This is a genomic window from Lysinibacillus sp. SGAir0095, from assembly GCF_005491425.1.
In the GTDB taxonomy this organism is placed as follows: Bacteria; Bacillota; Bacilli; order Bacillales_A; family Planococcaceae; genus Ureibacillus.
This window is the reverse complement of sequence record NZ_CP028083.1, coordinates 1,427,116-1,450,844: the sequence shown is the minus strand read 5'-3', so window position 1 is coordinate 1,450,844 and position 23,729 is coordinate 1,427,116. Positions and strand designations below refer to the sequence as shown.

Annotated in this window: 27 protein-coding genes and 1 pseudogene; 7 read left to right on the top strand and 21 right to left on the bottom strand. The window is 33.3% G+C overall.

Annotated elements, in window-relative coordinates:
* The first annotated feature begins 73 nt into the window (after positions 1-73).
* Together C1N55_RS07140 and C1N55_RS07135 are read left to right on the top strand one after the other, a co-directional pair.
* On the top strand, positions 74-460 hold the full coding sequence (locus C1N55_RS07140) for a winged helix-turn-helix transcriptional regulator (protein ID WP_137728181.1): 387 nt from the start codon (positions 74-76) through the stop codon (positions 458-460).
* A 545-nt stretch (positions 461-1,005) separates the two neighbouring features.
* Positions 1,006-1,146 carry a YrzI family small protein gene (locus C1N55_RS07135; protein ID WP_137728180.1) on the top strand — a complete coding sequence of 47 codons (141 nt, stop codon included), beginning with the start codon at positions 1,006-1,008 and terminating at the stop codon, positions 1,144-1,146.
* A 480-nt stretch (positions 1,147-1,626) separates the two neighbouring features.
* On the opposite strand, the gene C1N55_RS07130 is transcribed toward C1N55_RS07135, so the two are convergent.
* From C1N55_RS07130 to C1N55_RS07120, 3 genes are all read right to left on the bottom strand, one after another.
* On the bottom strand, positions 1,627-1,944 hold the full coding sequence (locus tag C1N55_RS07130; protein ID WP_137728179.1) for a hypothetical protein: 318 nt from the start codon (positions 1,942-1,944) through the stop codon (positions 1,627-1,629).
* A gap of 212 nt (positions 1,945-2,156) precedes the next feature.
* The gene (locus C1N55_RS07125) at positions 2,157-3,020 is read right to left on the bottom strand and encodes an IS3 family transposase (RefSeq protein WP_137728178.1); all 864 of its coding nucleotides are present in this window, start codon (positions 3,018-3,020) and stop codon (positions 2,157-2,159) included.
* Positions 2,984-3,541: a helix-turn-helix domain-containing protein gene (locus C1N55_RS07120; protein ID WP_137728177.1), complete on the bottom strand. Its 558-nt coding sequence runs from the start codon at positions 3,539-3,541 to the stop codon at positions 2,984-2,986. Before C1N55_RS07120 ends, C1N55_RS07125 begins: the two co-directional genes overlap by 37 nt.
* Before the next feature lie 180 nt (positions 3,542-3,721).
* Between C1N55_RS07120 and C1N55_RS07115 the strand changes: the two genes are divergently transcribed.
* Entirely contained in the window at positions 3,722-4,378 is a 657-nt protein-coding gene (locus C1N55_RS07115) for a hypothetical protein (RefSeq protein WP_137728176.1), read from the top strand.
* Between the two features lie 193 nt (positions 4,379-4,571).
* Here the strand turns inward: C1N55_RS07115 and C1N55_RS07110 are convergent, their stop codons facing one another.
* The 10 genes from C1N55_RS07110 to C1N55_RS07045 form a co-directional block, all read right to left on the bottom strand.
* On the bottom strand, positions 4,572-5,492 hold the full coding sequence (locus tag C1N55_RS07110) for a sensor domain-containing protein (RefSeq protein WP_168193814.1): 921 nt from the start codon (positions 5,490-5,492) through the stop codon (positions 4,572-4,574).
* A 260-nt stretch (positions 5,493-5,752) separates the two neighbouring features.
* Positions 5,753-6,271 (bottom strand): GrpB family protein, encoded by a 519-nt coding sequence (locus C1N55_RS07105; protein ID WP_137728174.1) that lies wholly within the window; start codon positions 6,269-6,271, stop codon positions 5,753-5,755.
* Positions 6,272-6,413: 142 nt separating this feature from the next.
* On the bottom strand, positions 6,414-6,983 hold the full coding sequence (locus tag C1N55_RS07100) for a nucleotidyltransferase domain-containing protein (protein WP_137728173.1): 570 nt from the start codon (positions 6,981-6,983) through the stop codon (positions 6,414-6,416).
* 363 nt (positions 6,984-7,346) lie between these two features.
* Positions 7,347-7,763 (bottom strand): hypothetical protein, encoded by a 417-nt coding sequence (locus C1N55_RS07090; RefSeq protein WP_137728172.1) that lies wholly within the window; start codon positions 7,761-7,763, stop codon positions 7,347-7,349.
* A gap of 636 nt (positions 7,764-8,399) precedes the next feature.
* The gene (locus C1N55_RS07085; protein WP_137728171.1) at positions 8,400-8,831 is read right to left on the bottom strand and encodes a hypothetical protein; all 432 of its coding nucleotides are present in this window, start codon (positions 8,829-8,831) and stop codon (positions 8,400-8,402) included.
* Positions 8,832-9,062: 231 nt separating this feature from the next.
* Positions 9,063-9,896, bottom strand: coding sequence for an alpha/beta fold hydrolase (locus tag C1N55_RS07080; protein ID WP_137728170.1), 834 nt, complete (start codon positions 9,894-9,896; stop codon positions 9,063-9,065).
* Between the two features lie 2,048 nt (positions 9,897-11,944).
* Positions 11,945-12,208, bottom strand: a complete 264-nt coding sequence (locus tag C1N55_RS07060; protein WP_137728168.1) for a CPCC family cysteine-rich protein — start codon at positions 12,206-12,208, stop codon at positions 11,945-11,947.
* Between the two features lie 177 nt (positions 12,209-12,385).
* Positions 12,386-12,688, bottom strand: a complete 303-nt coding sequence (locus C1N55_RS07055) for an excalibur calcium-binding domain-containing protein (protein WP_137728167.1) — start codon at positions 12,686-12,688, stop codon at positions 12,386-12,388.
* Positions 12,689-13,121: 433 nt separating this feature from the next.
* Positions 13,122-13,550, bottom strand: coding sequence for an NUDIX hydrolase (locus C1N55_RS07050; RefSeq protein ID WP_137728166.1), 429 nt, complete (start codon positions 13,548-13,550; stop codon positions 13,122-13,124).
* A gap of 245 nt (positions 13,551-13,795) precedes the next feature.
* The gene (locus C1N55_RS07045) at positions 13,796-14,386 is read right to left on the bottom strand and encodes a TetR/AcrR family transcriptional regulator (RefSeq protein ID WP_137728165.1); all 591 of its coding nucleotides are present in this window, start codon (positions 14,384-14,386) and stop codon (positions 13,796-13,798) included.
* Positions 14,387-14,505: 119 nt separating this feature from the next.
* Between C1N55_RS07045 and C1N55_RS07040 the strand changes: the two genes are divergently transcribed.
* A complete protein-coding gene (locus C1N55_RS07040) occupies positions 14,506-15,153 on the top strand; it encodes an NAD(P)-dependent oxidoreductase (protein WP_137728164.1) in 648 nt (215 codons plus the stop codon).
* A 209-nt stretch (positions 15,154-15,362) separates the two neighbouring features.
* On the opposite strand, the gene C1N55_RS07035 is transcribed toward C1N55_RS07040, so the two are convergent.
* The 5 genes from C1N55_RS07035 to C1N55_RS07015 form a co-directional block, all read right to left on the bottom strand.
* A complete protein-coding gene (locus C1N55_RS07035) occupies positions 15,363-15,599 on the bottom strand; it encodes a hypothetical protein (protein WP_137728163.1) in 237 nt (78 codons plus the stop codon).
* Positions 15,600-15,625: 26 nt separating this feature from the next.
* Positions 15,626-16,381, bottom strand: a complete 756-nt coding sequence (locus C1N55_RS07030; protein WP_137728162.1) for a GTP pyrophosphokinase — start codon at positions 16,379-16,381, stop codon at positions 15,626-15,628.
* 126 nt (positions 16,382-16,507) lie between these two features.
* Entirely contained in the window at positions 16,508-16,777 is a 270-nt protein-coding gene (locus C1N55_RS07025; RefSeq protein ID WP_137728161.1) for a DUF1450 domain-containing protein, read from the bottom strand.
* Positions 16,778-16,914: 137 nt separating this feature from the next.
* A complete protein-coding gene (locus C1N55_RS07020) occupies positions 16,915-18,054 on the bottom strand; it encodes a metallophosphoesterase (RefSeq protein ID WP_137728160.1) in 1,140 nt (379 codons plus the stop codon).
* Between the two features lie 86 nt (positions 18,055-18,140).
* Positions 18,141-18,575, bottom strand: a complete 435-nt coding sequence (locus C1N55_RS07015) for a hypothetical protein (RefSeq protein ID WP_240758396.1) — start codon at positions 18,573-18,575, stop codon at positions 18,141-18,143.
* A 402-nt stretch (positions 18,576-18,977) separates the two neighbouring features.
* Between C1N55_RS07015 and C1N55_RS07010 the strand changes: the two genes are divergently transcribed.
* Together C1N55_RS07010 and C1N55_RS07005 are read left to right on the top strand one after the other, a co-directional pair.
* Positions 18,978-19,652: a response regulator transcription factor gene (locus C1N55_RS07010; RefSeq protein WP_137728158.1), complete on the top strand. Its 675-nt coding sequence runs from the start codon at positions 18,978-18,980 to the stop codon at positions 19,650-19,652.
* Entirely contained in the window at positions 19,649-20,707 is a 1,059-nt protein-coding gene (locus C1N55_RS07005) for a HAMP domain-containing sensor histidine kinase (protein WP_240758395.1), read from the top strand. Before C1N55_RS07010 ends, C1N55_RS07005 begins: the two co-directional genes overlap by 4 nt.
* 271 nt (positions 20,708-20,978) lie before the next feature.
* On the opposite strand, the gene C1N55_RS07000 is transcribed toward C1N55_RS07005, so the two are convergent.
* Positions 20,979-22,178 carry a YhgE/Pip domain-containing protein gene (locus tag C1N55_RS07000; protein WP_137728157.1) on the bottom strand — a complete coding sequence of 400 codons (1,200 nt, stop codon included), beginning with the start codon at positions 22,176-22,178 and terminating at the stop codon, positions 20,979-20,981.
* A 169-nt stretch (positions 22,179-22,347) separates the two neighbouring features.
* Between C1N55_RS07000 and C1N55_RS06995 the strand changes: the two genes are divergently transcribed.
* Positions 22,348-22,968, top strand: coding sequence for a TetR/AcrR family transcriptional regulator (locus C1N55_RS06995; RefSeq protein WP_137728156.1), 621 nt, complete (start codon positions 22,348-22,350; stop codon positions 22,966-22,968).
* A gap of 164 nt (positions 22,969-23,132) precedes the next feature.
* Here C1N55_RS06995 and C1N55_RS21000 read toward each other — a convergent pair whose 3' ends face one another.
* A complete protein-coding gene (locus tag C1N55_RS21000; RefSeq protein WP_137730563.1) occupies positions 23,133-23,219 on the bottom strand; it encodes an IS3 family transposase in 87 nt (28 codons plus the stop codon).
* A gap of 23 nt (positions 23,220-23,242) precedes the next feature.
* Positions 23,243-23,626: pseudogene (locus tag C1N55_RS20755) on the bottom strand (helix-turn-helix domain-containing protein); the annotation flags it as partial.
* Between the last annotated feature and the right edge of the window lie 103 nt (positions 23,627-23,729).

Genomic DNA, 23,729 nt, shown 5'->3' with positions numbered 1-23,729 from the left:
AGATTTATGTAAGTAGGCACAATTTAATAATCTAGTCATAAAAATAGTACCTAAAGATAAAGGAGGAAGTATGATGGCGCGTTTTAATTATCAAGATGAAACCATCTCCGAAGGACTGCAGAAAGAAATTTGCCCATTAACAGTTACCCAAAATGCCATTGCAGGCAGATGGAAAATTGTGATTTTGTGGCATTTAAGCCAAAATGAAATGATTCGGTTTAATGAATTATTGAGGATGTTACCTGGTATCTCTAAGGGAATCTTAACAAGACAATTAAGAGAGCTGGAAGAGGATGAGCTTGTCCACAGAGAAGTTTATAAAGTTGTACCCCCAAAAGTAGAGTATTCATTAACAGAGCTCGGGCAAAAGTTTATACCTGTATTAGAAGCAATGCAAGTTTGGGGCAAAGATCTACTGAATAAGAAAATAAAGTTATATGAAAAAACAAAGGATAAATAAATTGGTATTTACTTCTTATCAGCATTATCTAAAAGATATTGAGTTCATATTAATACAACACTTTTTTAACTTTTTAAAGAGGATTCTTTTCTGTAGGTAATTGGATTTGAATTCAAGAATTTTGTTTTTTTGCTTTAATTCTTCTATATTTTCTATTTGCTCCCCCGAAAAATTAGGTAACTAATAATGTAAAGCTGCAAAGAATTTTTCTAGTCATTGGCACAATTAGAAAAAATTAGAAAAAAATGTTTACAAACAACTTAAAGGTGGATATACTTACAAAGTAAACAAAAAATTCTTAAGGAGGTCGAATGAAATGATCGTTATCGTTAAATTAAATTCACAGGTAGTTACAACTTCATCAAAAATGAAAATTACACATTCGACCAGATCGGAATGGATCGCTTAAGTTTTTTTTTAAATAAGCATACCCATACCGCAGGGAGAAGTGTGCCCCTGCGGTATTTTTGTGCCTTTTTTCACCGTAGGGGAGTCTCTCTACGGTTTTTTTCATTTTCCAGGGTAATTTAAGGAGGTGATTATAAATGACATTTAACATTTTTTTTCTCACGATAACTATTAGAAAACGTGAGATTTCTCTTGAGGAAGCACTTCATAATGAAAATGCGAAAAAAATCTTTGAAGAGAATCGAAGAAAAATAGAAAATCATTTTCGTCAATATTAATTTTGTTCGTTAAATAACATGAAAGGTGGGAATTGAAATGATGTATATGATCAAAAGAGGTCATGCAGTTTTATGGGTGGAGAAAGACACAACCTAGCTACAGATGAAGGAATATAAAGTAACAATTTAGCTATTTAATTTTATTATCTCAGTAAGCTAACCCGTTCTCACCTAGGACGGGTTGCTTCAGGAGGTATTTTGCCCTTTTTTAAGCGAAATTTTACAAATTACAACTTGATATAATTTAGGAAAATGCGGAATTACCATATTAGGAAATTCTAATTCTGCGTAATTCCTCGATAATAGAATTGAATTTGGCAATTTTTAATTGCTTTTTCCATTAATCTGCCCCGTTAGTACAACAAGTTCATTAAAAAAGTATTATTCCTTCTCGGATCAATACCTTCTTTATTTGAAAATGAAAAAGTGAATATTTTTCAACAATTGCGCACGATTGTTAAATAAAGAAATGCAAATTAATTAATCAGCTAAATTAACTATTATCATATATAGATTTGGAATATAAATTTTACAATCATCCATTGTTTTGGAAGCTAAATATTCATCAGGAAGTTCCTTCCATATACTTGCAATACTATTCATCATCATTTTCAACTTAGCTTTAGATAATATATCAACTTCTAGTAATGTCCTATACATATTCTCAATCTTCCAATACTTTTCTACTTTTGATACAGAAAGATTTACATCATAACTATTAGTAAAATTCTTAAAGTTATTTATTATTTGTTTAGTTTCTTCCATAGTACTAGCTTCGAGAAATAATGTGATCTGCATACAATTCTCCTTTGTTTTTTCAAAGTGAAATAGTTTGTAACTTTGTCATTTTTTTATTATAGAGTATTTTTTTATTTATTCTAAGTGTTATTAATAATATATCGATAAATGAAAATACACACATGACTTCCTCAGCAATCGCGCCCTTTTCATGAAGAAAGACCCTCTCCTTATTCAAAAGAGGTAGTGACCCCTTAAAGTTAGAGTTTTTATTATGCAGTTAATTGGCTGGCATGTTTTCGGTAATTTACCGGACTCATGCCGGCCAGTTTTTGTTTAATGCGATCGTTATTATAATAATTGATATACTTTTCTATTTTCTTTTGCAGTACTTCGTAAGAGATTAATTGTTCCCCATAATACATTTCCTGTTTTAGTATGCTGAAGAAGTTCTCCATGGCCGCATTGTCTGCGCATGTTGCTTTACGAGACATGCTTTGGAAAATCTTGTTCTGCCTTAATGTTTTTACCCACGTATTGTGTTGATAGTGCCACCCTTGATCGGAGTGAATCGTTGTCCGATATTCAGCACGCTTCTGAATGATTGGAAGTGATTTCTTAAGTGAATCTAACACAAAATCTAGGCTCGGCCGTTTTGACATACTAAACCCAATAATCTCACCGTTATATAAGTCCATGATCGGGCTTAAATATAATTTCTCATCATCTGTACATTTAAATTCGGTTACATCAGTCACCAATTTTTGAAGGGCATACGGTGTGCTGAATCTACGATTCAAAAGGTTTTTAGCGACTTTCCCAACCGTTCCTTTGTAGGATTTATAGCGTGATTTACGTACAAATTTTACACATTTTAACCCTAGGTTTTCCATAATTCGTTGTACCTTTTTATGATTAATTATGTGTCCTTGCACTCTTAATTCGGCATGAATTCGGCGGTAGCCGTATCGACCTTTATGTTTTTCGAAAGTCTCTAAAATCAAGGCTTTCCATTCTTCGTCTGGATCCTTTTGTCCCATCAGTTTTATATGATAATGATACGTCGCTTCTGGAATATCGACTTGTTTTAAAACATCTTTTAATCGGAATCCTTCTTGTTTAAGTTCGAAGGCGATGGCTGCTTGAGCTTTTCGAGAAAGGCATTTGGATTCTCTCGAAAAGCCTTCAACTTTTTTAAATACGCCACCTCTAAACGAAGCAGTTCATTTTCGCGTTCTAACTGCTCCTCACGTGACATTATTTTTTCTTGGTTCACTGTTGATTTTGGTTTCTTAGACATAGACGGGCGCCCCTTTGATTTTTTTTGCAGGCCCTCTATCCCTTCTTTTAAAAACCGATGATACCAACTGGCAACTAAAGTTGGATCATTCAAGTTAAAGTGAATCGCAGTATCCTGATAGGAAGCACCTGTTCGTTTCATAAAGTTTAATACATCTATTTTGAATTGAACAGAATAAAACTGCTTCGTTTTCTTAACGGATATGCCGTTACGCCCAAACTCTTTATAAGCACGTACCCATCTCCTTAATGGAGAATCAGCAATACCATACTTCTTCGCTATCGCTCGATATCCTAGAGAGCCGCTTAAATATTCTTGAACTACCATCAATTTAAATTCTTCACTATATTTAGTCATAAAAAATCACCCCAAAAGTTAGTTTTCTACTCTAACTTTTGGGGTGCAGTACCAGAAAGCGCCCGATTTTGGAATAAGAATAACATTCGATGCTAATCCCTGAATTTACCATTCATACAAAGTTATTATCATTTTTTCTAAAATTACACATACTATCCATTAGCATAAAGGAGGAGTATTATGAAGAATCTTATTTTCATTGTGTGCTTTTTAATGATATTAGGTGGTATTATCACTTTCGCTAATCGTCCTCACGCAGAAATCTATCGACCCTCAGATAAAGAAATTATTAAATTATTCAAAGATATTGAAGAGAAATTACATGGCAAATATAATATAGGAACTTCTAGTTTAGCTTCAAACCCTGACTATTCCGTTAACGAAATCATCATAGAGATCTATGGTAACCAAAAATACTACGATTCAGTAAATGAAGAAATAAAGATGCTTGTTCAAAATATAATTAAGTCAACTCCATTTGAAAATTACTCAATAAAACCTGAAATAAGTAATATTCAACAATTATTAAAGGAAAAAGGTATTCAAGAACCTGGTTTAATAAATGACATTACCAAAAACCTATATCTTCCTTTATCTCAAACTTTTCCAGATCAAGTAGAAGAGATTATTGTAACAAAGTCACCGCCAGATTCTCCTCCAGAGTTATTTATTGAAATTAAAACACTAATTAACGAACATCAACGTACTAATATTAGTGAAGAAATGGAAGATGCAATAACCATGATCTTAAAAGAGCAGTTATCTTCACATCTACTAGTTAAAGTCAGTTCTATTAAGATTCATATCTATAATAAAGATGGAGAAAAAATAAACTAAAAAAAGAAGAACATCTATTTCGAGTATGATGTTCTTTTTTAGCGCCATTTAATGCAATAACTATAAGAAATTCTCAAAACTAAAATAAAAAAGCCTGTAGTAACAGCCAAATTTTCATTTTAATATTTACTTAACAATGTGCGTCATGGGGTTTTTTATCGATTTCGGATCTTTAAATATCCACGAGTCATTGTTAGGTCTGAGAACTTTTCATAACTTTTGCCTGATTTTTGACATGATACATCGCCGCGTCCGCATTTTTAATGAGCTCCTCGACCGTGTCCCCATGTTCTTGGGAAAAAGCTACACCTATGCTTGCCGTAACGAAAATTGTATTACCTGCAATTATAAATGGTTCCGAAATTACATCTTTGATCCGTTCAACTAGTGAAGTGACATCCGCCCGACTTTCAATATACGATTGAAGAACCGTGAACTCATCACCACCCCAACGAGCTACAAACCCCTTGTCCCCAACTGCGGATTTCAACCTTTTTGCAGCTTCAATAAGAAGTTGATCTCCAATGTCGTGTCCAAAAGTATCGTTGACTTGTTTAAAACCATTTAAATCAAGTAACATCAGTCCGTGAAATCCATTCTTAGATTCTTCTAAAAGTAGACTGAGACGTTCCTTAAACAAACGCCGGTTTGGCAAATCCGTTTCGCTGTCGTGGTAGGCAAGATAGGCAATTTTCTCTTCGGTTTCTTTACGTTCTGTAATATCTTGCCCAACACCAATGGTTTGTATAATATCTCCAGATTTGTCGCGGATATACTGTGCTGTAGTCTCATACCATCGATATTCCCCACTTTTATGGCGAACACGACCGGTAAATCGAACCGTATCTTGATCGATAAGCAACGAACTTCGATGCTCAAGAAATTTTTTAATGGTGTCAGGGTGGTTAAAAGATAACGAGGGTTTCCCGATGACTTCTTCTGGAGTATATCCAAGTAACGCCTTCACATTGGGAGAGATTAAGTAAATACACCATCGGCTGAAATAGAAGTGATAATGTTTAGGGATTTTTCTGAAATTAGTGTGAACATTTGTTGAATATCTGATATTTTCTGCATATGAAATAGACTCCGAATGAAATTTTGATTTTATCATTCTATTATATCTAATTATGCATAAGGAAAGGGTATTTTTTTCTTGATAACAGACCATTCACTATCGGCGTTTTTGAACAATCCGGCCCCTTTAGCCTGAGTGCACTTGTTCACACTTTTCTCTGTATACCAATTACCTTTTTATGTGTTATTCCACAATCGGGTCCCATTCATGAAGAATGACCCTCTCCTTATTCAAGGAAAGCGTCCAATTTTCGAATAAATTATAAGGTAGTATTGCAATTAATTTTTTTCTCAAGTTTACGTCTTGCTTCGATACCAAAACATTGCTTTTCGTTCAATCTCCATGGCTAGCTGTTCCTTGCCTTTGATGTATGATTCAATGTCGTAGGGAAATCGGTGCGAAAGATATTCTTTTAAATCTCCATACTTTTTGGCGACATCTGGATGTGCTCGCAAGTAATCACGAAATGCTAGATGACGTTCAATTTCGGAATTACCTAATTGATAAATGTGGACATGGTGGGTTCGATTATCTCCACCTTTTTGGAAGTATCGACGTTGAGAAATCCCGTTTTCTCCTTTTGGCTTATAACCAATTTCGATCATTGAACTGTTAAACTGATCGATTCGATTTATGTCTTTAACCACAGGTATAATATCAAGGATAGGCTTTGCTTTTAGACCGTTTACGGATGTACTGCCAATGTGGTGAATATCAATGATTTCTAAACCAAGTATCTTATTTAATATATTAGTTTCTTCTTCAAACTTTGAAAGCCATTGCTCGTTATATGGTGTCACTTCAACTTTTCTCAATTTGAGCCTCCCCAATTGCTTATTAAGAATCGTTTCCCATTCCCAAGCTTCCTACTAATTTCAATACGATCCGTTTCTCAAGAGATGCGCCCGCCCGATTATAGAAATTCATTTATGTAGGCATATACAATCACTCGTTAGTTTAAAATAAAAACTGAATCCACTTATGTTCTGGTTCGTGCATTTCAAGGGCATTTCGTAGCCAGTATCTCTTCTCATTATCAAGATAATCCTTTATTATGTGAAAATCTTGATGGTCTTTTTCTCTTGTGTTCTTCGCCTTATATAAGAGTACAATTTCTGGATTTAGATAGGGGATACCTGTTTCAGAATAACTCCAAACTGAATTCAGTGGGGAGCAAATTCTTAAATCTCTTCTGAACTTCCACTCATTATCTTTTGTTTCATTTAAAAGAATTTCTATAGTATCACCATTCAACTTATTAGTAGCGTGTATTTCGTGAATAGGTAACTCTAAAAATTCATTTTCCCAATTATAGAATTCGCCTTTTATCACCTTCTTAAATTCCCATTCTGTTAAATACGTTTTTAAATTTAGTTGGTCTTTTCGGAATAAGGCAATCTCTAAATCTTCGTGTTCCCTTGTTTCTTTTCCTATAAAAAGGTCAATTGCCCACCCACCAGCAATGAACCACGTTTTATTAAATCTTGCCATTAGAGAAGTAACACTTTGGCATTGTTCAAATGACATATATATCCCCCTAAAAAATTTGTCTCTTAATTATTTCTCTTTTATGGTTGCAAAATGTCGTATTCTACTGAATTAGTCGAGCTAGCCATTGCTAGTGATAAACTTGCATTTAACAATTACTCAAGATTGAGAGTGATAAATTATATAAAATCGCTTATCTCGATATACGTAATAAAGAAGATGCACTCGATCTACTACAAGAAGCTACCTATAAAGCCTCTATATAAGAGGGTTGTCTCAAAAGTTATTTAATATCGACTTTTGGGACAACCCTTATTTATGTATAAAAACAGGCGCAGAGACAAAAATCCTCACCTATTTTAAGTTCTCTATAGACTGTTCTCAATTTGTTATTATCCAAATTTATTCTTTTTGATATTCACTTGTATAATATTCCATTCCTTCTTCGTCAGAGACAATTCTTTCCCCTGTTTTCTGGAAAGTTAATGATATCCCTTCAGCTGTAATGTAATACATATCTTTTTCAGTTTTAATCTTTGCATTTTTATATCTTTTCTCATAATAATTTCCTGAGACTGCATCTTCAGATTCTATTATCTTATCGATACTTGTTTTTCTTTTTGCTTCTGGATTGTTATATGCAGCATAAATAAATAATTCTTCTTCAAAAACCCAAATTTTTTGTCCGTTTCGTTCAAATCCGACACCTTCAAAGTCACTTGCCTTAGCCGAATACGTTACTTCATCTTTGTCTGTACAAGCTATTAATGTGAAGATTAAACAGAGACTTAAAAGTAAAAGACGCGAAATTCTTTTCATCAATTTCTCCTCCTTTATACTTGCGAGGTCATTCCAAAAGCCTCATTTTAAGTTTGTTGAAAGATAAATTAGCTTTTACTATAATTTAGAGTTTATTTGAATTTATCAGCTAAAGTTGGAGTACAAAACTTATTAGATCTTGATGCATTGCAATTAGCTGCACCTGTTCCAAAAACAAAAGATTTCAAAAGCCATCAGTGAAAGTTGATGCTCTTCAGAATGGAATTAAAATATTTTCTTTTACTGTTGAAGAATCGCGCCATTTAATGGAATAACTATGATTTTATTAAATTTTAATATGCATTTGTCGTAGGTTCGTAATTTTTTAAATCTTCGGTAGAAATCGCTTCCCCATCAATCACATAATATTCGAATTGCCCTTTTATATCATGTGCGAAATAAAGATATACGACATTGGGTTCGTTTTTAAAAATCACTTCTACATGATATTTGGGTATGCCAAAAAAGTTCCACTTGCTTTCAAGAGTAATTATTCCCGATTTCTAACTCCCTCTTTAGGTTAAAGAAATTCAGTATAAAAAATACTTCTTAAATCAACACCACAATTAATAAGGTTATGAAAATAATGAAGATTCATATTCAAATATATAAAAGAAAATGAAACTTCATAAACTGTTATTTTTCTTCTAAATGTAATAGGTCACTCTGTAATTCGTTTTGAACTGAATAGCTTGTTTGTTTAATAGTTTCTTTATTACGAACAAAGTATTCATATTCCACTTCTGGTTCAGTATCGAATGTTACACCTATATGATAAGGATTCATATGTTCATATCCATCCTCACGATGAGGCACTGTCCAATATTTCCACGTTTCCTCTGGGTACTGTTCTTTCAAATGCTTCTGTAAATAACCTACTTTTTTTTCAATTTGCATATCAATCCAATATGGACGTATGAAATAAAAGATACCGAAAGACACCAAATATATAATAGCTAATCCTTGAATGATTTTTCTCCATTTCCTTTTCAAAAAGAAAGAAACTAAAAGAATAACAAATAAAATACCACCTGCAATCATTAATTCGATTAATTCGATAGGATGCACAGAATCCCCCCCTTTTTCCTTCACAATCTTATCTATCATTTAACATAAATATCCATTTTTCTTCATAGTTATTCCAGAATCTGGATCTTTTCATAAATAAAGGCGCATTTCTTATGAAGGAAACGCGCCAGATTGTTGAGCATTGTTCTTCTACAAAGCCCCTCTCGTTAGTTGAATAAGAACTCCTATAATTAGGATATCAACACTTATACACTTTTTTTTAATAAAACACTAAATCGTTGATCTCAGAAATATTTTAAATTCTTCTTCTTCTTCAACGAATGGAAAATGGTTACTGTAGTCGAAGGTTTTTAATATTGCATTAGGCATTAATTCTGCCGTTTCCACAGCAAATTCGTATGGACACTGAGCATCATGTCTTCCTCCATAGACGTAAGCCTTTAACGTTACTTCCGGTAATTGTGGGCGTAAATCATAAGAGGGCAATTCCTCATGTGAAAAATAATCCAAACGTTTCGATACTGTTTTTCCACTATTTGGGCGACTTATCATTTTTTCGTAACTTTCCTCAGAACACAAAGACATCAACGACCATTCTTTATTAGCAGCTCTTCGTTCTTCTAATGTTGAATTTGGATTTCTAAGCAAAGCAAAAATTTCTTTAATACGCTGATTATTTGAGTTTTCCGTACAATAAATACTATTAGAATGTCTCATATAGTCAGACGAAGCACAAAGACCTCCTGCAATAATATGTAATAGACTAGTGGGGGACTCAATAGCATACGTTAAAGCAAGCATTCCGCCTGTAGAATGTCCCGCAAAAATCCACTTGTTGAATCCTAAAGCCTCTCGAATAGCTTCCAAATCCTCAACACTATCTTTCATACTATAATTATATGAAGATATATCAGCCGTTGAATTTCCACAGCCTCTTAAATTCACTAAATAGACGGTGTAATATTCAGTAAACAGATTCGCAAACAAGTTACCTCTCGAATCATATTCACTATATAAATGAGTAACACATAGGGGTTGTCCCTTCCCACTTTTAAAAATTTCAAACGTTCCCCTTGATGTTTCAATAAAATGTTGCTCCCACATATTCGGTACACTCCTATTTATTGTTATTTTTTAATATTTTTCCCCAAATATTTATTAATCTATCAATGAGATTATGATATTTCTAAAATTTGTTTGGAAACTTATTAATGATTGTTATTCATTAATATGACCCTATTCATGAAGAATGACCCTGATCCTTATTCAAGGAAAGCGCGCAATTGTGAAAGATCGTTTTCAAGTGAAGTTATACCCTTTTTTTCTTTTTACAATATGGCCTTATAATGAAAAAAGGGCAAATCCTTATTACAGAACCGCACCCGTTTGTTTGATTAAGCTACATCTTTATTTAAGTAGTGAATCATCAAAGATTATTTGCTTATCAAAACATTTTATTATTCTTGAATTTCTAGGATGTCATTTTTTTCTCTTGCATTCTATCGCGAATTTTTTGAACAAAGTTAATGTTAATAATTACCGCTTGAACAGACATAGCTAAAATGATAAGTAATAAATGAGATTTATAGTAAAGTAAGTTCGATAATAAATAAAATATAGGTGCAGCTGAGAGAAATGAAATATATTCATTTTTGTTTAAGAAAAATATTATTGTTGAAATACATGATGTTACAAATAATATTTCTAACAAAAACCACAGAGAATTTGCATCAGATAACAAAATTATTAATTCATTAAAATAAGATATTATATCCACCTCCCAGAATCTGTATATAACAACAATTATATGGAATTATTTTCAAATTCACAAGTTACAATATAAAACTTTAAAAGGACAATTCTTTTTCAAGATTTGCGCCAGATTGTTGAATAACAGTTTTTAATAATTATTAAATGGTTTCTTGTTTACTCGATTTTGTGACGATTATAATTGCACTCGCATAAAAGATTTACTCAAAACTATTATCCTTGTTCTTTTTATCCGCATAATAATTCCATATTGAATAAATCAAATGAAATAATAATATAATTAAAAATGCATAGGTAAATATTCCAGTAAATTTATAAGTTATCAACCCTGCTATAAAAAATGGTGGCATAAGAATCCAATAACGTTTTACTCTCGACATATCCCTCTTTTTCCCCTTGTACTGTTTTAAAAGCCCTATTATAAACATAGCTGAATTTTAACATAAATATCCAAATTTTATTTAAAGGATTATGCTGCAATACGGCCATATAACGAAAAAAAGCGATCTTCATATTGAAGAATCACGCCTGAATGTTGAAGATTGTTATGTTAGTTATCTTTCATATTGTTTCCACATATAGAAGTTATAGATTAGCTGAACCGAAAAGAGTATAAGGAAAAATAGACCAAAAAGTATGTTTGCTCCTATACTCGCTTCGGTATAAAAATAAATAACAAAGAATGCCAAAGATATTATAGGAATAGTTATTAGGGTTCTAATCATCTTTCTTCTATAAGACAATTTAAAGTAATTTATTTTAAAACCTTCATCCACTTTATCTGTCCCTTTAAAAATAGACGAAAATATGAAAGAGACTAATAACACAATAACAACAGGAATAATGAAATTTATCACACTCAATCCCCCTTTATTCAACAATACTGCCCCGTTCGTAATAGTACATTGCTTCGTAAACTTCCTATTTAAACACTAACACATATATTCAATATTTCTTTGTGAGATATGTGCCAATCTTTCCCTTTAATAAAACGAGCGCTGATTCGTATTATAGAATAGCGCCAGATTGTTGAGTAACTATTTCTTCTTTTTCTTATCGTCAAGTTTTCTTGAACAATAGAAACATAATAAACCAGAACTCAAAGAAATAAGAAAAGGAATGAGCGCTAGTAAAGGCATAATGATTGTCCAATAAAGTAAATAGGCACTTACAGCAAATATAAGCCAACTGACTATAAGTAAAAAACTTGATGTAAACTCTTTTAAGGCAATCAAAATATCCCCCCTATACATTTCCATCTTTATAACTTCCATATTACTAAATTGCTCCAAAGTTTAAGAACATTCCTTTACGCTCTTCATGAATTGAGCCCTATAATTGAATAACGATCAACCTTCTATCTATTGTTTTGGTTAAACTACCTATAATGGTTTCCAATCAAGATCTTTTACATCATTTTCATTCAGTTCTCTTACAAACTCAATACACCTTTCCTCACAAGCCCTAAATAATACATAATTTTTCTGTGCTTTTCTTAAAGATGGTATGTTTGCACCACCCTCATAATCTGGGTCATTATACTGAACCTCATCATCTTCCCAAAAACAGATACTACATATGTCGTGTTTTCCTGGAGGTTCTTCCTCTAATGTTTTATAACCACAGCAAGGACAAGTATATTTCATCTAATCACCCCAATAATACTTATTCTCTTAATATCCTGCTTCGTTAAAGTGAATTCTTTCATTATCTCAAAATATTCTAACATAACTAGCCAATTCCCTTTAGGGTTACTCAACCTGGCCCTTTAGCTGAAGAAGGCACAATTCCTTTTCAAGAATTGCGCCAAATTGTTGTATAAATTAGTTATTTTTTTCACAAGCTATTTTATCTTTATCATTATCCAAATGTATATTTAATTTGTACAGATTCGCACTTACAGCTGCTGATGTATTTTTGTAAGTAGTTTTCTTATTTTTCTTACTGTAAACTGCATTTTTAACATCCTTAGAAGATCGTACCCCATTTTTATAAACTTTATTAAGCTCCTTACAAGTTTCATATTTTACTTCTTTTGTAGCAGCTTGTACCACATTTGTAGTAGATACTGGTAGTACTGATAAAGCTAGTGACAGAGATAAAACTCCAATAATTGATTTTTTCATAAAATCCTCCATTATTTTACAATGTACTTATAGTATTTAATCTACTACAAATGGTTGATAATGTTCAATCTTTATAATGTTAGTTTTCCTGTTTTAAGTTAACATCTTCCAAGTCTTCATTAAATAATTCATATTCCCTCTATTGAATATTTTGGTTCTAGTACACAGTATAAGGGCTACTCACAATCAGGCCCTATAACAGAAATGAGATTTTTTTATTGTATAAAAATCATCCAACAATTACCACAGGGTACTATTGGATGAAAAAAAGCACAACTCCTATTAAAGAATTGCGCCAAATTGTCGTAGAATGTTATTGAAGTAAGAAGTAAAGCATCCGATAGCTTAAATGTATTTCTTCACAATTTTAGCTATATTAAGAGAATGTTGCCCAATTTGTACAAGTAAGAAGGTTCTTAATTTATTTTGTGTTCTAAAGCAAATCGAGTAATCCGTCCGGAACTAAATTTAATTTATTATTTGTAAAATCGCTAATTGGCTTCCAAAGCAATTTGAAGGTTGCACCATTATCTTCTTGTCCAAGAAAAGAAGACTTATCGTAAAAGGACTTATCAACAAATTCAGCATCATACACAAAAACTACTTCGTGTCCAAGGTCACCGTTAAAAGTAAATATGTTTTCAATTGTACCTAAATAATTTAAATTATTTATTTTTGCCTCGATTTCTTCAAGCATTTCTCTCTTTAATGCATCAGAACTTGTCTCCCCGTATTCAATTCCTCCGCCAATTGGTCGATAGAAATGATCACCCTTTACTACATCAATGCCTTCAGCTACAAGTATCGAATCGCCTTTCCTAAATACACAAATAGCTATTGCTCTAATTTGTTTTTTCCGCATCATAGACCTCCATTATCACTGCTTCCTTATTAACGCATCCGTTACTTTAAAATGAACATTTAGGATAATACTTTGACAAAGACAGTTGATTTTCCTTCAAACCCCCAACTTGATGAGATTATTTTCACTTCGATTTCCACTAGCCTTTTAACTGAACAAGGCATAATTCTTTTTCAAGAATAGCGCTTGATTATTGAGTATCTTAAAAAACAGAATTATGTTATATCTTTATAATCGCACTCTTTTTACTTATTAGACAGTTCTTTTATTGCTCCTAACCGCATCTTAAAGAAGAATTGTGCCATTGTTTCTGTCGTGTAATTTGGGTGGCTTATCCAAAATTGAACCATTCCAATCAGTGATGAAATCGTATAGTAGGAAAAGAGTTCTTTTTCAGTAATTGAGATATTGAGTTCTAAATATGGATGGGAAAGCTGCTCCAACTTTATTAAAAATTTCAGCATTTTATTTGTGAAGTCGCTGTCCCCATGATTATTCATTAAAACTTTTAATACCGAAAGATTTTCACGAAAAACATTCAAAAATTGAATGAGTTCATCTCCCGGGTGATTTATTTGTAATTTATTCTCATTTTGTATCCTCAATCGCATCTTTGAATGTGGTTCAATTAATTGCGTCAAAAAATCATTTTCGATACTCTCTAAAATATCCCACTTATCCTCAAAATGCCGATATAGCGTCACTCGATTAATCTCGGCCATTCTAGCTATTTGACTTGTACTGATATGATTGATGCTTTCTTTATCCAGTAATTCTAAAAGCGCCTGTTTAATCCTTTTTTTTGTTTGCGCTGTTTTATTTGAATATTCTCCCATGAAAATGCAACACCTTGTTTCTTTTTGTAGTTTAATTATAATAAAAAATTTCATAGAATTATACTATAAGCTGATAAATAGAAACGAACGGTAAAAGAGAATAAAGGAGTAGAAGCGTGATGAAGGTATTAGTAATTGGTGCAACTGGCAGAACTGGTCAAGAATTAATGAAACAAAGTTTAGAAAAAGGTTACGAGGTAAGAGCATATGTCAGACGTCCAGAAGCTATACAAACACAAAAGAATTTAACAGTTTTCACAGGGAATCTAGATGATATTGAATCGTTGACTACAGCACTGAAAGGCGTTGATGCTGTGTTGATGGCGCTTGGTAACTCCATGTCAAATCGCAATGATAAATTATTTGGATGGGTGATACCAAATTTAATTACAGCAATGAAGGCTGCTAATGTAAAACGAATTGTAAGTTTGTCTGCTTTAGGTGTTGGAAATACATTTAATAATACACGCTATCCTTACCGGTTCGGTACACGCAGCTTCTTAAAAGGGAATTTTGAAGATCATTTGGCAGGCGAAATTAAATTTAAAGATTCCGGTTTAGATTGGACAACTGTTCACCCCGGTCCATTGTTTAATGGGGAGAAAATGGCAAATCCACTTGTTCGTGACGCAGCAACTGGTTATAAAATGCCTAGAGCTCCTCGAACAAATCGCGCAGATGTAGCACAAGTAATGCTTAAAGCATTACTTGATTCATCTACTTATGGAAAAGAACTTATCATGGCGTCAACAACGGATAAGAATTAGAAGAATGAAGGAAATCGAATTTAAAATTGTATAAATAAGGACCGTACTTTTACGGTCCACAGAGCGTCGAAAAACTAATTTTTGAGAAGAAAATTAGTTTGGTCTGACGCTCTTTTTGTATTTTTAAAAGAATTTATTAATCTTAATGCCTATAATACACCTGAGGAACTATTCTACAAGGCAAAACATAATTCTATTTCTTTTAGAAATCATGTTTTATTTGACACTAGTACCTTCTTTTCTACGATTTCTGCAATTACGATAATATTATTATTCTGAAACCCCCATATATCATTATTCCCTATATATTGAAATTCGAGATTTCTAAGTAAAGATTCCACAGCTTCTTTACCAGCTTTTATATTAAGTAAATGAAACTCATTAATAACACGCTCATAATCTTCTGTAATATCATATATAATTAATTCAATGGTAAAATAGCTCACCCACTATCTTCCTCCTGTTAATGGATTTATTTCTCCTTATCTTTTTCTGTTTGAAAAAGTGAGAGCAAATCATGTGGTAAGACAAATTGCTGATTGTTAATACTAATCTCTTCTATACTGCTAATTTGTTTTGAGGCATCTCTTAGCTCATTCATTTCTTTACGGAGTCTTTCCATCTTATTGTCGAGCAGTGCTGCAGTTATTGCCGCTTCTTTTAATTCTTCTTTTAAGCGCTCTGGTACAGACTTGTTATATTTGTAATATATTTTATGTTCTAAACTTGCCCAAAAATCCATAGCTATCGTTCTAATTTGAACTTCCACAAAAACTTCTTCTACCCGATTTGTCATAAAAACTGGAACTTGCAAAATTAAATGTAAACTTTGATATCCATTTGATTTCGGTTGTTTAATGTAATCTTTAATTTCAATGACTTTAAGATCTTGCTGTTTTTGTAACATTTCACTCAATTCATAAATATCTGAGATAAATGAACAGCTAATTCGTATTCCAGCGATATCCCTTACGTTCTCTTTTATTGAATCCAAAGATAAGTTGTAGTTCTTTGTATTTAGCTTCTTTATGATACTTTCAGGAGATTTTAAACGAGAACTTACATGTTCAATTGGATTGTGGTCGTGAACATATTGAAATTCCTGCTTTAAAATATTAATTTTGGTATTCAACTCTTCCAATGCAAATTTATAAGACATCATAAATTTTGTAATTTCTGTTCTAATTACTTTTAACTCTGCAAAGTTTACTTCTATATTATCTTCCATTATAAAAAGCTCCTTAGTAACTTAATTTTTAGCCAATTATCGGAATACAATCATAAATATAAATGAAGTATATAAAATGAATACGGACAGCGTATGAACTTCATAGCTTAAAGTGCAAATTTTATTCTATTGAATTGAATTTAGTTTCAATTCCTCTTCAATATCTTCTAATAACTCATTAGCACTATCTTCAGAAATAAGTTCACCATTTACAAATGCATAAAAGTGATAGTCACAAATTTCACAATATGAGTTGCACCCTCTATCTTTCACTACAACATCATCTCTTCCTACTAAACAATCGTAAACCACAGAATCACAATATGCCCTGTTGGATACGCAAATTTCTACTAAGTTTTTTAAAGTTTCCTTTTTTTCACTAAACAAATTAAACATTTATATTAAGCACTCCAATCATTTGGTCCACTAATTAATAGAAACAATTACCTCTAGTAATGATTTCAGTTTTTTTCCACTACAATGTCCCCTTTTACTTAATCTTTTTATCTTTTAAATGCACTCTTTGAATCTTTCTAATATAAATTAATACTTACAACTTCATTATTTGATCCTACCCGCATTGGCATTCCCCAAGTACCTGCACCAGATGTAACGATTACTTGTGGACTGTCGGCATCCTTTTGATAATGTCCATAGTCGACATCAAATATTGCATTTGTTATTAAGTTGCCCGGAAATATTTGGCCACGGTGCGTATGACCAGCAAGAATTAAATCAATTTCGTCACCATATTGCTCGAGGTTGGTAGGCGTATGATCCATGACTACAATTGGCAATGTGGTATCAAGTGAAGCTAAGATTTCTGTAATTTCTTTTCTTTCCATCCCACCAAAACCACCAATCGGTGAAGGATCTACTCGACCGAACAGAACAAGCCGTTCATCTATGACAACGTACTCATCATTTAGGAGCCGTATTTCGCTTTTCTCTAGGAATTTAATCATCTGATTAAACGTTTTTCCGCCGTCATGATTTCCAAGGCTGCCATATACCCCGTATTCCGACTTGATACTCTTCAGTAAATCAATTGCTTTTTCTGGATTTTTTAAAGTGTTGAAATCATCATTAAAAATATCTCCCGCTATACAAACAAGATCCGGCTCAAGATTGTTTATATTTTCAACTACGTTTTCAAGACGTTTTTCGGAATTTACGGCACCTAAATGCAAATCACTTACTAAAACTATTTTCATGCCAGCCGCATTTTCTTCCATTTCTATATCATAGGAAACGTTTTTAATCCTATTTGCGTTATATATGCCATAACTAACAAAGCTGATTGTTAACAAAATAGCAGCCAAACCTGCACTAAAATGAATATTTGGAGATATAGGCGTAGGTATTATTTTCAAGATACTTAATAGCCAGATAACTAAGTCCGCCACGAGGAAGAAAAGTAACAGATATATTAATATCCCCATCCAATATGAGCCTATCCAGCTCATTAAACCTTTAATTGCTGTCGGTAGTGGTAAAAATACCATTATGAGCGAAAGTGCGAAAAAACCGTAAATTACTACGTATGTCGTTCCATTTATATGCGGGATAAGCAATTTAAGCCATTGATATATTTTTCTTCCAATATAAAAACTTGTACCTCCGTAAAAAGTTAAAATCAATGTAACACCTATAATCATTGCAATTTTACTCATTATTTCCCTCAATTTCTTTTCATAATTTCATATGTTTTTGCTCAGACTAGAGACTAACTGCAGTAAGAGCTTAACTTACTGAACTCCTAGATGAACGTGACTAGACCTATGATTAGTAAGAGTATTATCACGGCGGCTAATCCAATCCTTTTTAACCAGCGTGGAGTTGAATGTGGTATCGGGTCTGTCTTTCTTTTTACTTCCTGTTGCTTCCGCCACCCATACTTCGTCACACCCTTTGGTTTGTATACAGACAAAATTGTTGCCACAAGAACTATAAACACACTTCCACTCGGGTGGGTGATGTGAATCGGAGCCTTCAATATTTCAATGTCCATACTCGTCAATGTTCCTTGGGCTGCTATGGATGCCGCATGGCTAAGTTCTACTGTATAGGCAACCAACATAGAGACTGCAAAGACCGTAAGCAAAAGCTTAATCAAAATCCAATAATGACGGAATAGCCCCCACTTAGTGCCAAGCGATAATACCAAACCAGTGAAAAGTGATATAAAAGCCACGGGGAGAACTATAAAATTAACAACCATGGACATTATCTGGATACCGGATCTTATCATCTGGGCACCTTGATTAGTTAGGACATAGCTTGCTATGGGTATATAAGCCGCAGCTGAGCCGAGCCATACCATTGTAGAGATTATGTGTAGAGTGAGCACTAGTTTACGGAAAGCAGGCGACAAGGTCATACCCTTTCCTCCCCGTATATAGAACCGCTAGAATCCGCTTTTTTAATATTTCGCAGTTTGAGTTTCAGCATAAATATTCCTCCAATTTTTGAACAACCATACTATAGCAGGACAAAGTAAACTGAATATCAACTGGACGAAAAAACCTAATTTATTTTCAGTTTACATTTTATAGTTATAATTTAATTAACTATACTAAGTTGGAGGTCACTATATATGATTAAAATATTAGTAGTAGAAGATGATAAAAATACCCGAAAGTTAATGTGTGCGGTTTTAACACAGAACGGTTTTGAGACCTACGGCGCCGAGGATGGCGTGGCTGCACTTAATTTAATGGAAAAGCATCAAATTGATTTAGTAGTGCTTGATTTAATGATGCCCAATATGGACGGCTATGAATTAACACGTCAACTTCGCCTCTCGTGGAAGAATCTACCGATTTTAATGGTAACAGCCAAGCAAGAGCCAAAGGACAAAAAACAAGGATTTCTTGCAGGTACTGATGATTATATGACGAAGCCAGTAGATGAGGAAGAGATGGTACTTCGAATTAAGGCGCTTTTGCGGAGAGCCCAGATTGCCAGCGAACATAAACTAACCATCGGAAAAGTTGTACTTAATTATGATTCACTCACGGTATCTCGCGAAGATCAAGCTATTTCAATTCCGCAAAAAGAGTTTTATCTTTTATTTAAGCTACTATCTTATCCAAACATGATTTTTACCCGTATTCAACTAATGGATGAGATTTGGGGGATGGAATCCGAAACAGATGACCACACACTGAATGTTCATATCAACCGATTACGGGATAGATTTCGAGGTTGGCCAGAAATTGAAATTGTTACAGTAAGAGGTCTTGGCTATAAGGCGGTGAAAAATGGGTGAAAGAATTTCTTAAGAAGAGAGTAAGCCTTGCCATAACGCTGGTCATATTTGTATTTGTTGTTATGGTGGTGACATTTCTACTTATCGGTAGTAGTGTTGTATTATTAGAGTACATGGGTGTTCTTTCTCTTCCTAGTCCTAGTGGAAACAAAAATTACCCACTACTCTTGTTATTTGTTCTTTTTGGACTCTGCATTTTGCTTGGAACAGCTTTTACAGCCTTTTTTAGTAAAAAAGCGCTTACTCCTATTCACAAGGTAATAGATGCTACACATAAGGTTGCAAACGGTGACTTTAACGTCAAGGTAGATTTGAAAGGCATCGGAGAATTAGAAGAGCTCTCTCAAAGCTTTAATAAAATGACTCAAGAACTTTCAACTATTGAAACACTGAGAAGTGATTTTATCAACAACTTTTCTCATGAATTTAAAACACCTATTGTATCTGTACGAGGGTTTGCAAAACTTCTCAAGGAAAATAACCTTTCAGAAGAAGAACGTCTGGAATTTCTTGACATTATCATAACCGAATCAGAGCGTTTATCTACGCTTTCTACCAATGTACTCATGTTATCAAAATACGAAAACCTTGAAATTATTGTGGATAAAACTCCGTTTAGGCTGGATGAACAGCTTAGAAAGGCAATCGTTTTAATGGAACCTAGATGGTCTGCAAAGGAAATTACTGTAAATGTAGAATTAGATAAAGTAATTTATTGTGGAAATGAGGATTTGACACAGCAAATTTGGCTTAATCTTTTGGATAATGCAATTAAATTTTCCTATCAAGGTGGCTTAATTCATATTAGTCTAGTAAATGAAAAGAACGAAATTCGTTTTGTTATACAAGATGATGGCCCTGGAATGGATGAAACGACGACATATCGTATTTTCGATAAATTTTATCAGGGAGACTCTTCACATTCGGAAGCAGGAAATGGACTAGGACTTCCACTTGTAAAACGTATTGTAAAACTTTGCGAAGGTGAGATAATCGTACAGAGTAAGATAGATAAAGGTAGTATATTTACCGTAGTATTACCGACATTAACCTAACCTCCGAGTGAATTTAGTAAACCTTATTCAGTAAAAAGCAGTGGAATTTATCCATCTGCTTTTTATTTTTTAATTTTTTACTTCAAGATTCTTGTGATTTTTCAATTTTTCAGGTCTTTTTAATCATTTCCACTATGCAAAAAAGAGAGCTACCAAAGGCAACTCTCTTATAAATAAGATATGGATTCTGAATCAACTATCAACCGTGATTTTCCCTTTCAACTTACTATTCCAAGATTCTAAAGAAAGAAATAAATTTGATTTTTTGTTTCTATACCTCTTGAGCATCAGTCTCTACTTTTGTTTCAACTTCAGTTTCTTTTTTCTTTTTGAAAATACTAGCCAATATAACGAGCATGCTTGTTATAGCAATTGTAACTTGGATAGAAATCATATCCCATGATAATTCAGCATTGAAGAAGAAAAGTTTTCTTAAACCTTCAATCATAAATCGCATTGGCAGCCAAGGATATACCCAATCTTGGTAGAATGCAGGCATCATTTCAGGTGCTAATGCAAGCAAAGGTGCGCCGAAGAATAATATTAAGACAAAGATTGGCATTCCTCTAAACCCTATTAACGAAAATACAGCTAAAATCATTAAAATAAAGCTAATTGATGAAACCGCCAAGAATAATGCTGTATCCATGAAAACTGGAATATTCAAACCCACTATTTGCCCAGCAATCCAGGTAAAGCCGAATCCGATAACTAATGCCACCAAAGTAGCCATTAAAATTTGACCTATTTTTGTCCAAAGTCTTTCTTTTCTTGTAGCCAGTGTCATTTTATTAACGGTAAAAAAGAGAATCGCTGCAGTAGCTAAACTTCCCATCCATAATGGCTGGAACAGAGTCATAGGAGCGTTTCCGTTAGCCGTATTATTACCGACTTCATTTACATTTGTGACATTCTTTACAATTGGAGCTACAAGGATTTCTGCCTGTTTCGTTGTCAAAGTTGCTCCTTGTTTTTCAAATCCATCGATTAATTGTTGACGGACCATGTTGTTCATGTTTTCAACTACGCCATTCAAGATTTGTCCCGCTACAGTTGAAGCTGGCATATTCATTCCTTGATTAATATATATTTGTACTTTAGGTGATGAAGGTTCTGGCGTCTGCAATGATGCTTGCTTTGCACTAAAATCTTTTGGAATGACCAAAGCAGCGTAATACTTTTGATCGTCTAACCCTTTTTGTACTTCCTCATTACTCTTTACTTCTACCCATTTCACCATAGGATCTTCATCATCTGTTGCTGCTGAAGACTCTTGTATCATTTCAACAATAGATTGCCCCATATTCATTAATGGTTGATTGAGAATTTGCACCCCTTCATCTTCATTCACAATTGCAATAGGTAAATTCTTCGGTTGTGGCTGAATCGATGGAAATAATGTCATCGAAAATAGAAATATAATTGCCAATGCAATAAGTGGCAAAGCTAATACTAATTTATTTTTAAACATTTTTTTATTCCTCCTTTTACTTATACAAAACCAACAACGTGTTGTTTTATTGTTGTATTCAAATTATAATTGGATTATCAGGTTTCTTTCAATAATCAAAAATAAAAAATATGTCGTCTAAGGAACACTTATCATATATGTGTCGGATATAATTTTAGGAGGTATTAATTTGCAAGAAAATAATAGTGCAGATCTGCGTGTAATTCGTACAAAAGAATCCATTCGAGATGCCTTGGTGGCCTTAATAGAGGAAAAAGGATTTGAAGCGATTACAGTTAAAGATATAACAACAAGAGCTAAAATAAATAGAGGTACATTTTATGCACATTATCAAGATAAATTTGATTTAATGACAAAATGTGAGGAAGAGATTATGCATGAAATGACCAGAATAGCTAATCAGAACTTCCCAGGGCTTATTGAGGTACTTGAATCTGATACACCAACTCTTGCACCAAACCCTATCGCCATTGCAACACTTGAGTACATCAATCAAAATAGTGAATTTATGAAAGCAATGTTAGGTCCAAAAGGAAATTTAACTTTTCAATCAAGACTTAAGGAATTTTTGTGGAAAACCATTTTTTCGGATGGTCCGAATTCATTTATTAGGGAAGAAAATTTGCTTGTTCCTGGCCAGTACTTAGCATCCTATATTGCATCTGCACATATCGGAGTGATTCAGAAATGGTTAGAAAGTGGCAGACAGGAATCCCCTCTTGAAATGGCAAATATTCTTTCGACCATGACAATAAAAGGACTTGCATATGCTGCTGGTTTAAAAAAGTAAATAATTTACAAAAAAGGACAATTTCATTAATTTAGAAATTGTCCTCTGATTCACAACTTTTTCTTACTAATATAACCAAGCTTTGCTCCATAATCTGGCCCTGTCATATTATAAGGTCAGTCAGAGAAATGAAGTGACCCCTAAAAGTTAGACACGGTTATTCGTTAGGCTTCTTGTGTGAAATGAATTCGGTATTGCACTGGACTCATTTTTAATTTTGCCTTCATTCGTTTCGTGTTGTAATAATTTATATAGTTTTTTAGTTTACTGGTGGTTTTTTAGGCTGCTTTTTCATTTCTTTTTTCATGGAAGGACGCCCCTTTTTCTTTGATTGAAGGGCATCAAATCCTTTGTTTCAAATTGTTTTTTTCAGCTATCAAGTGTAGAGGGAGTAGGTATGTTAAAGATAGCTGCTGTTTCACGAGAGGACGTACCCTGTTCAATCATGTAATTAAGTAACGTCTAGTTTAAACTGTGCAGAATAATTTGTATACCGTTTAATAAACGCTTCTACACCATGATGTTTATATAATTTCGCCCATTTTAGAAACGCTGTGTGGTCAGTCCCAATTGACTCAGCAATTTCGACTGAACTTTCATTTCCTTTTAAGTAGCGTAGAGCTGCTTGTAATTTTTCTTCAGATGTATATTTCGCCATAAAAAAACTGCCCCTCCAATTGTTAGATGTGTCTAACAATTGGGGAGCAGTTCAATTCAAGGAAACGCGCCCGATCGCTGAATATTATTTGCTATTGCATAGT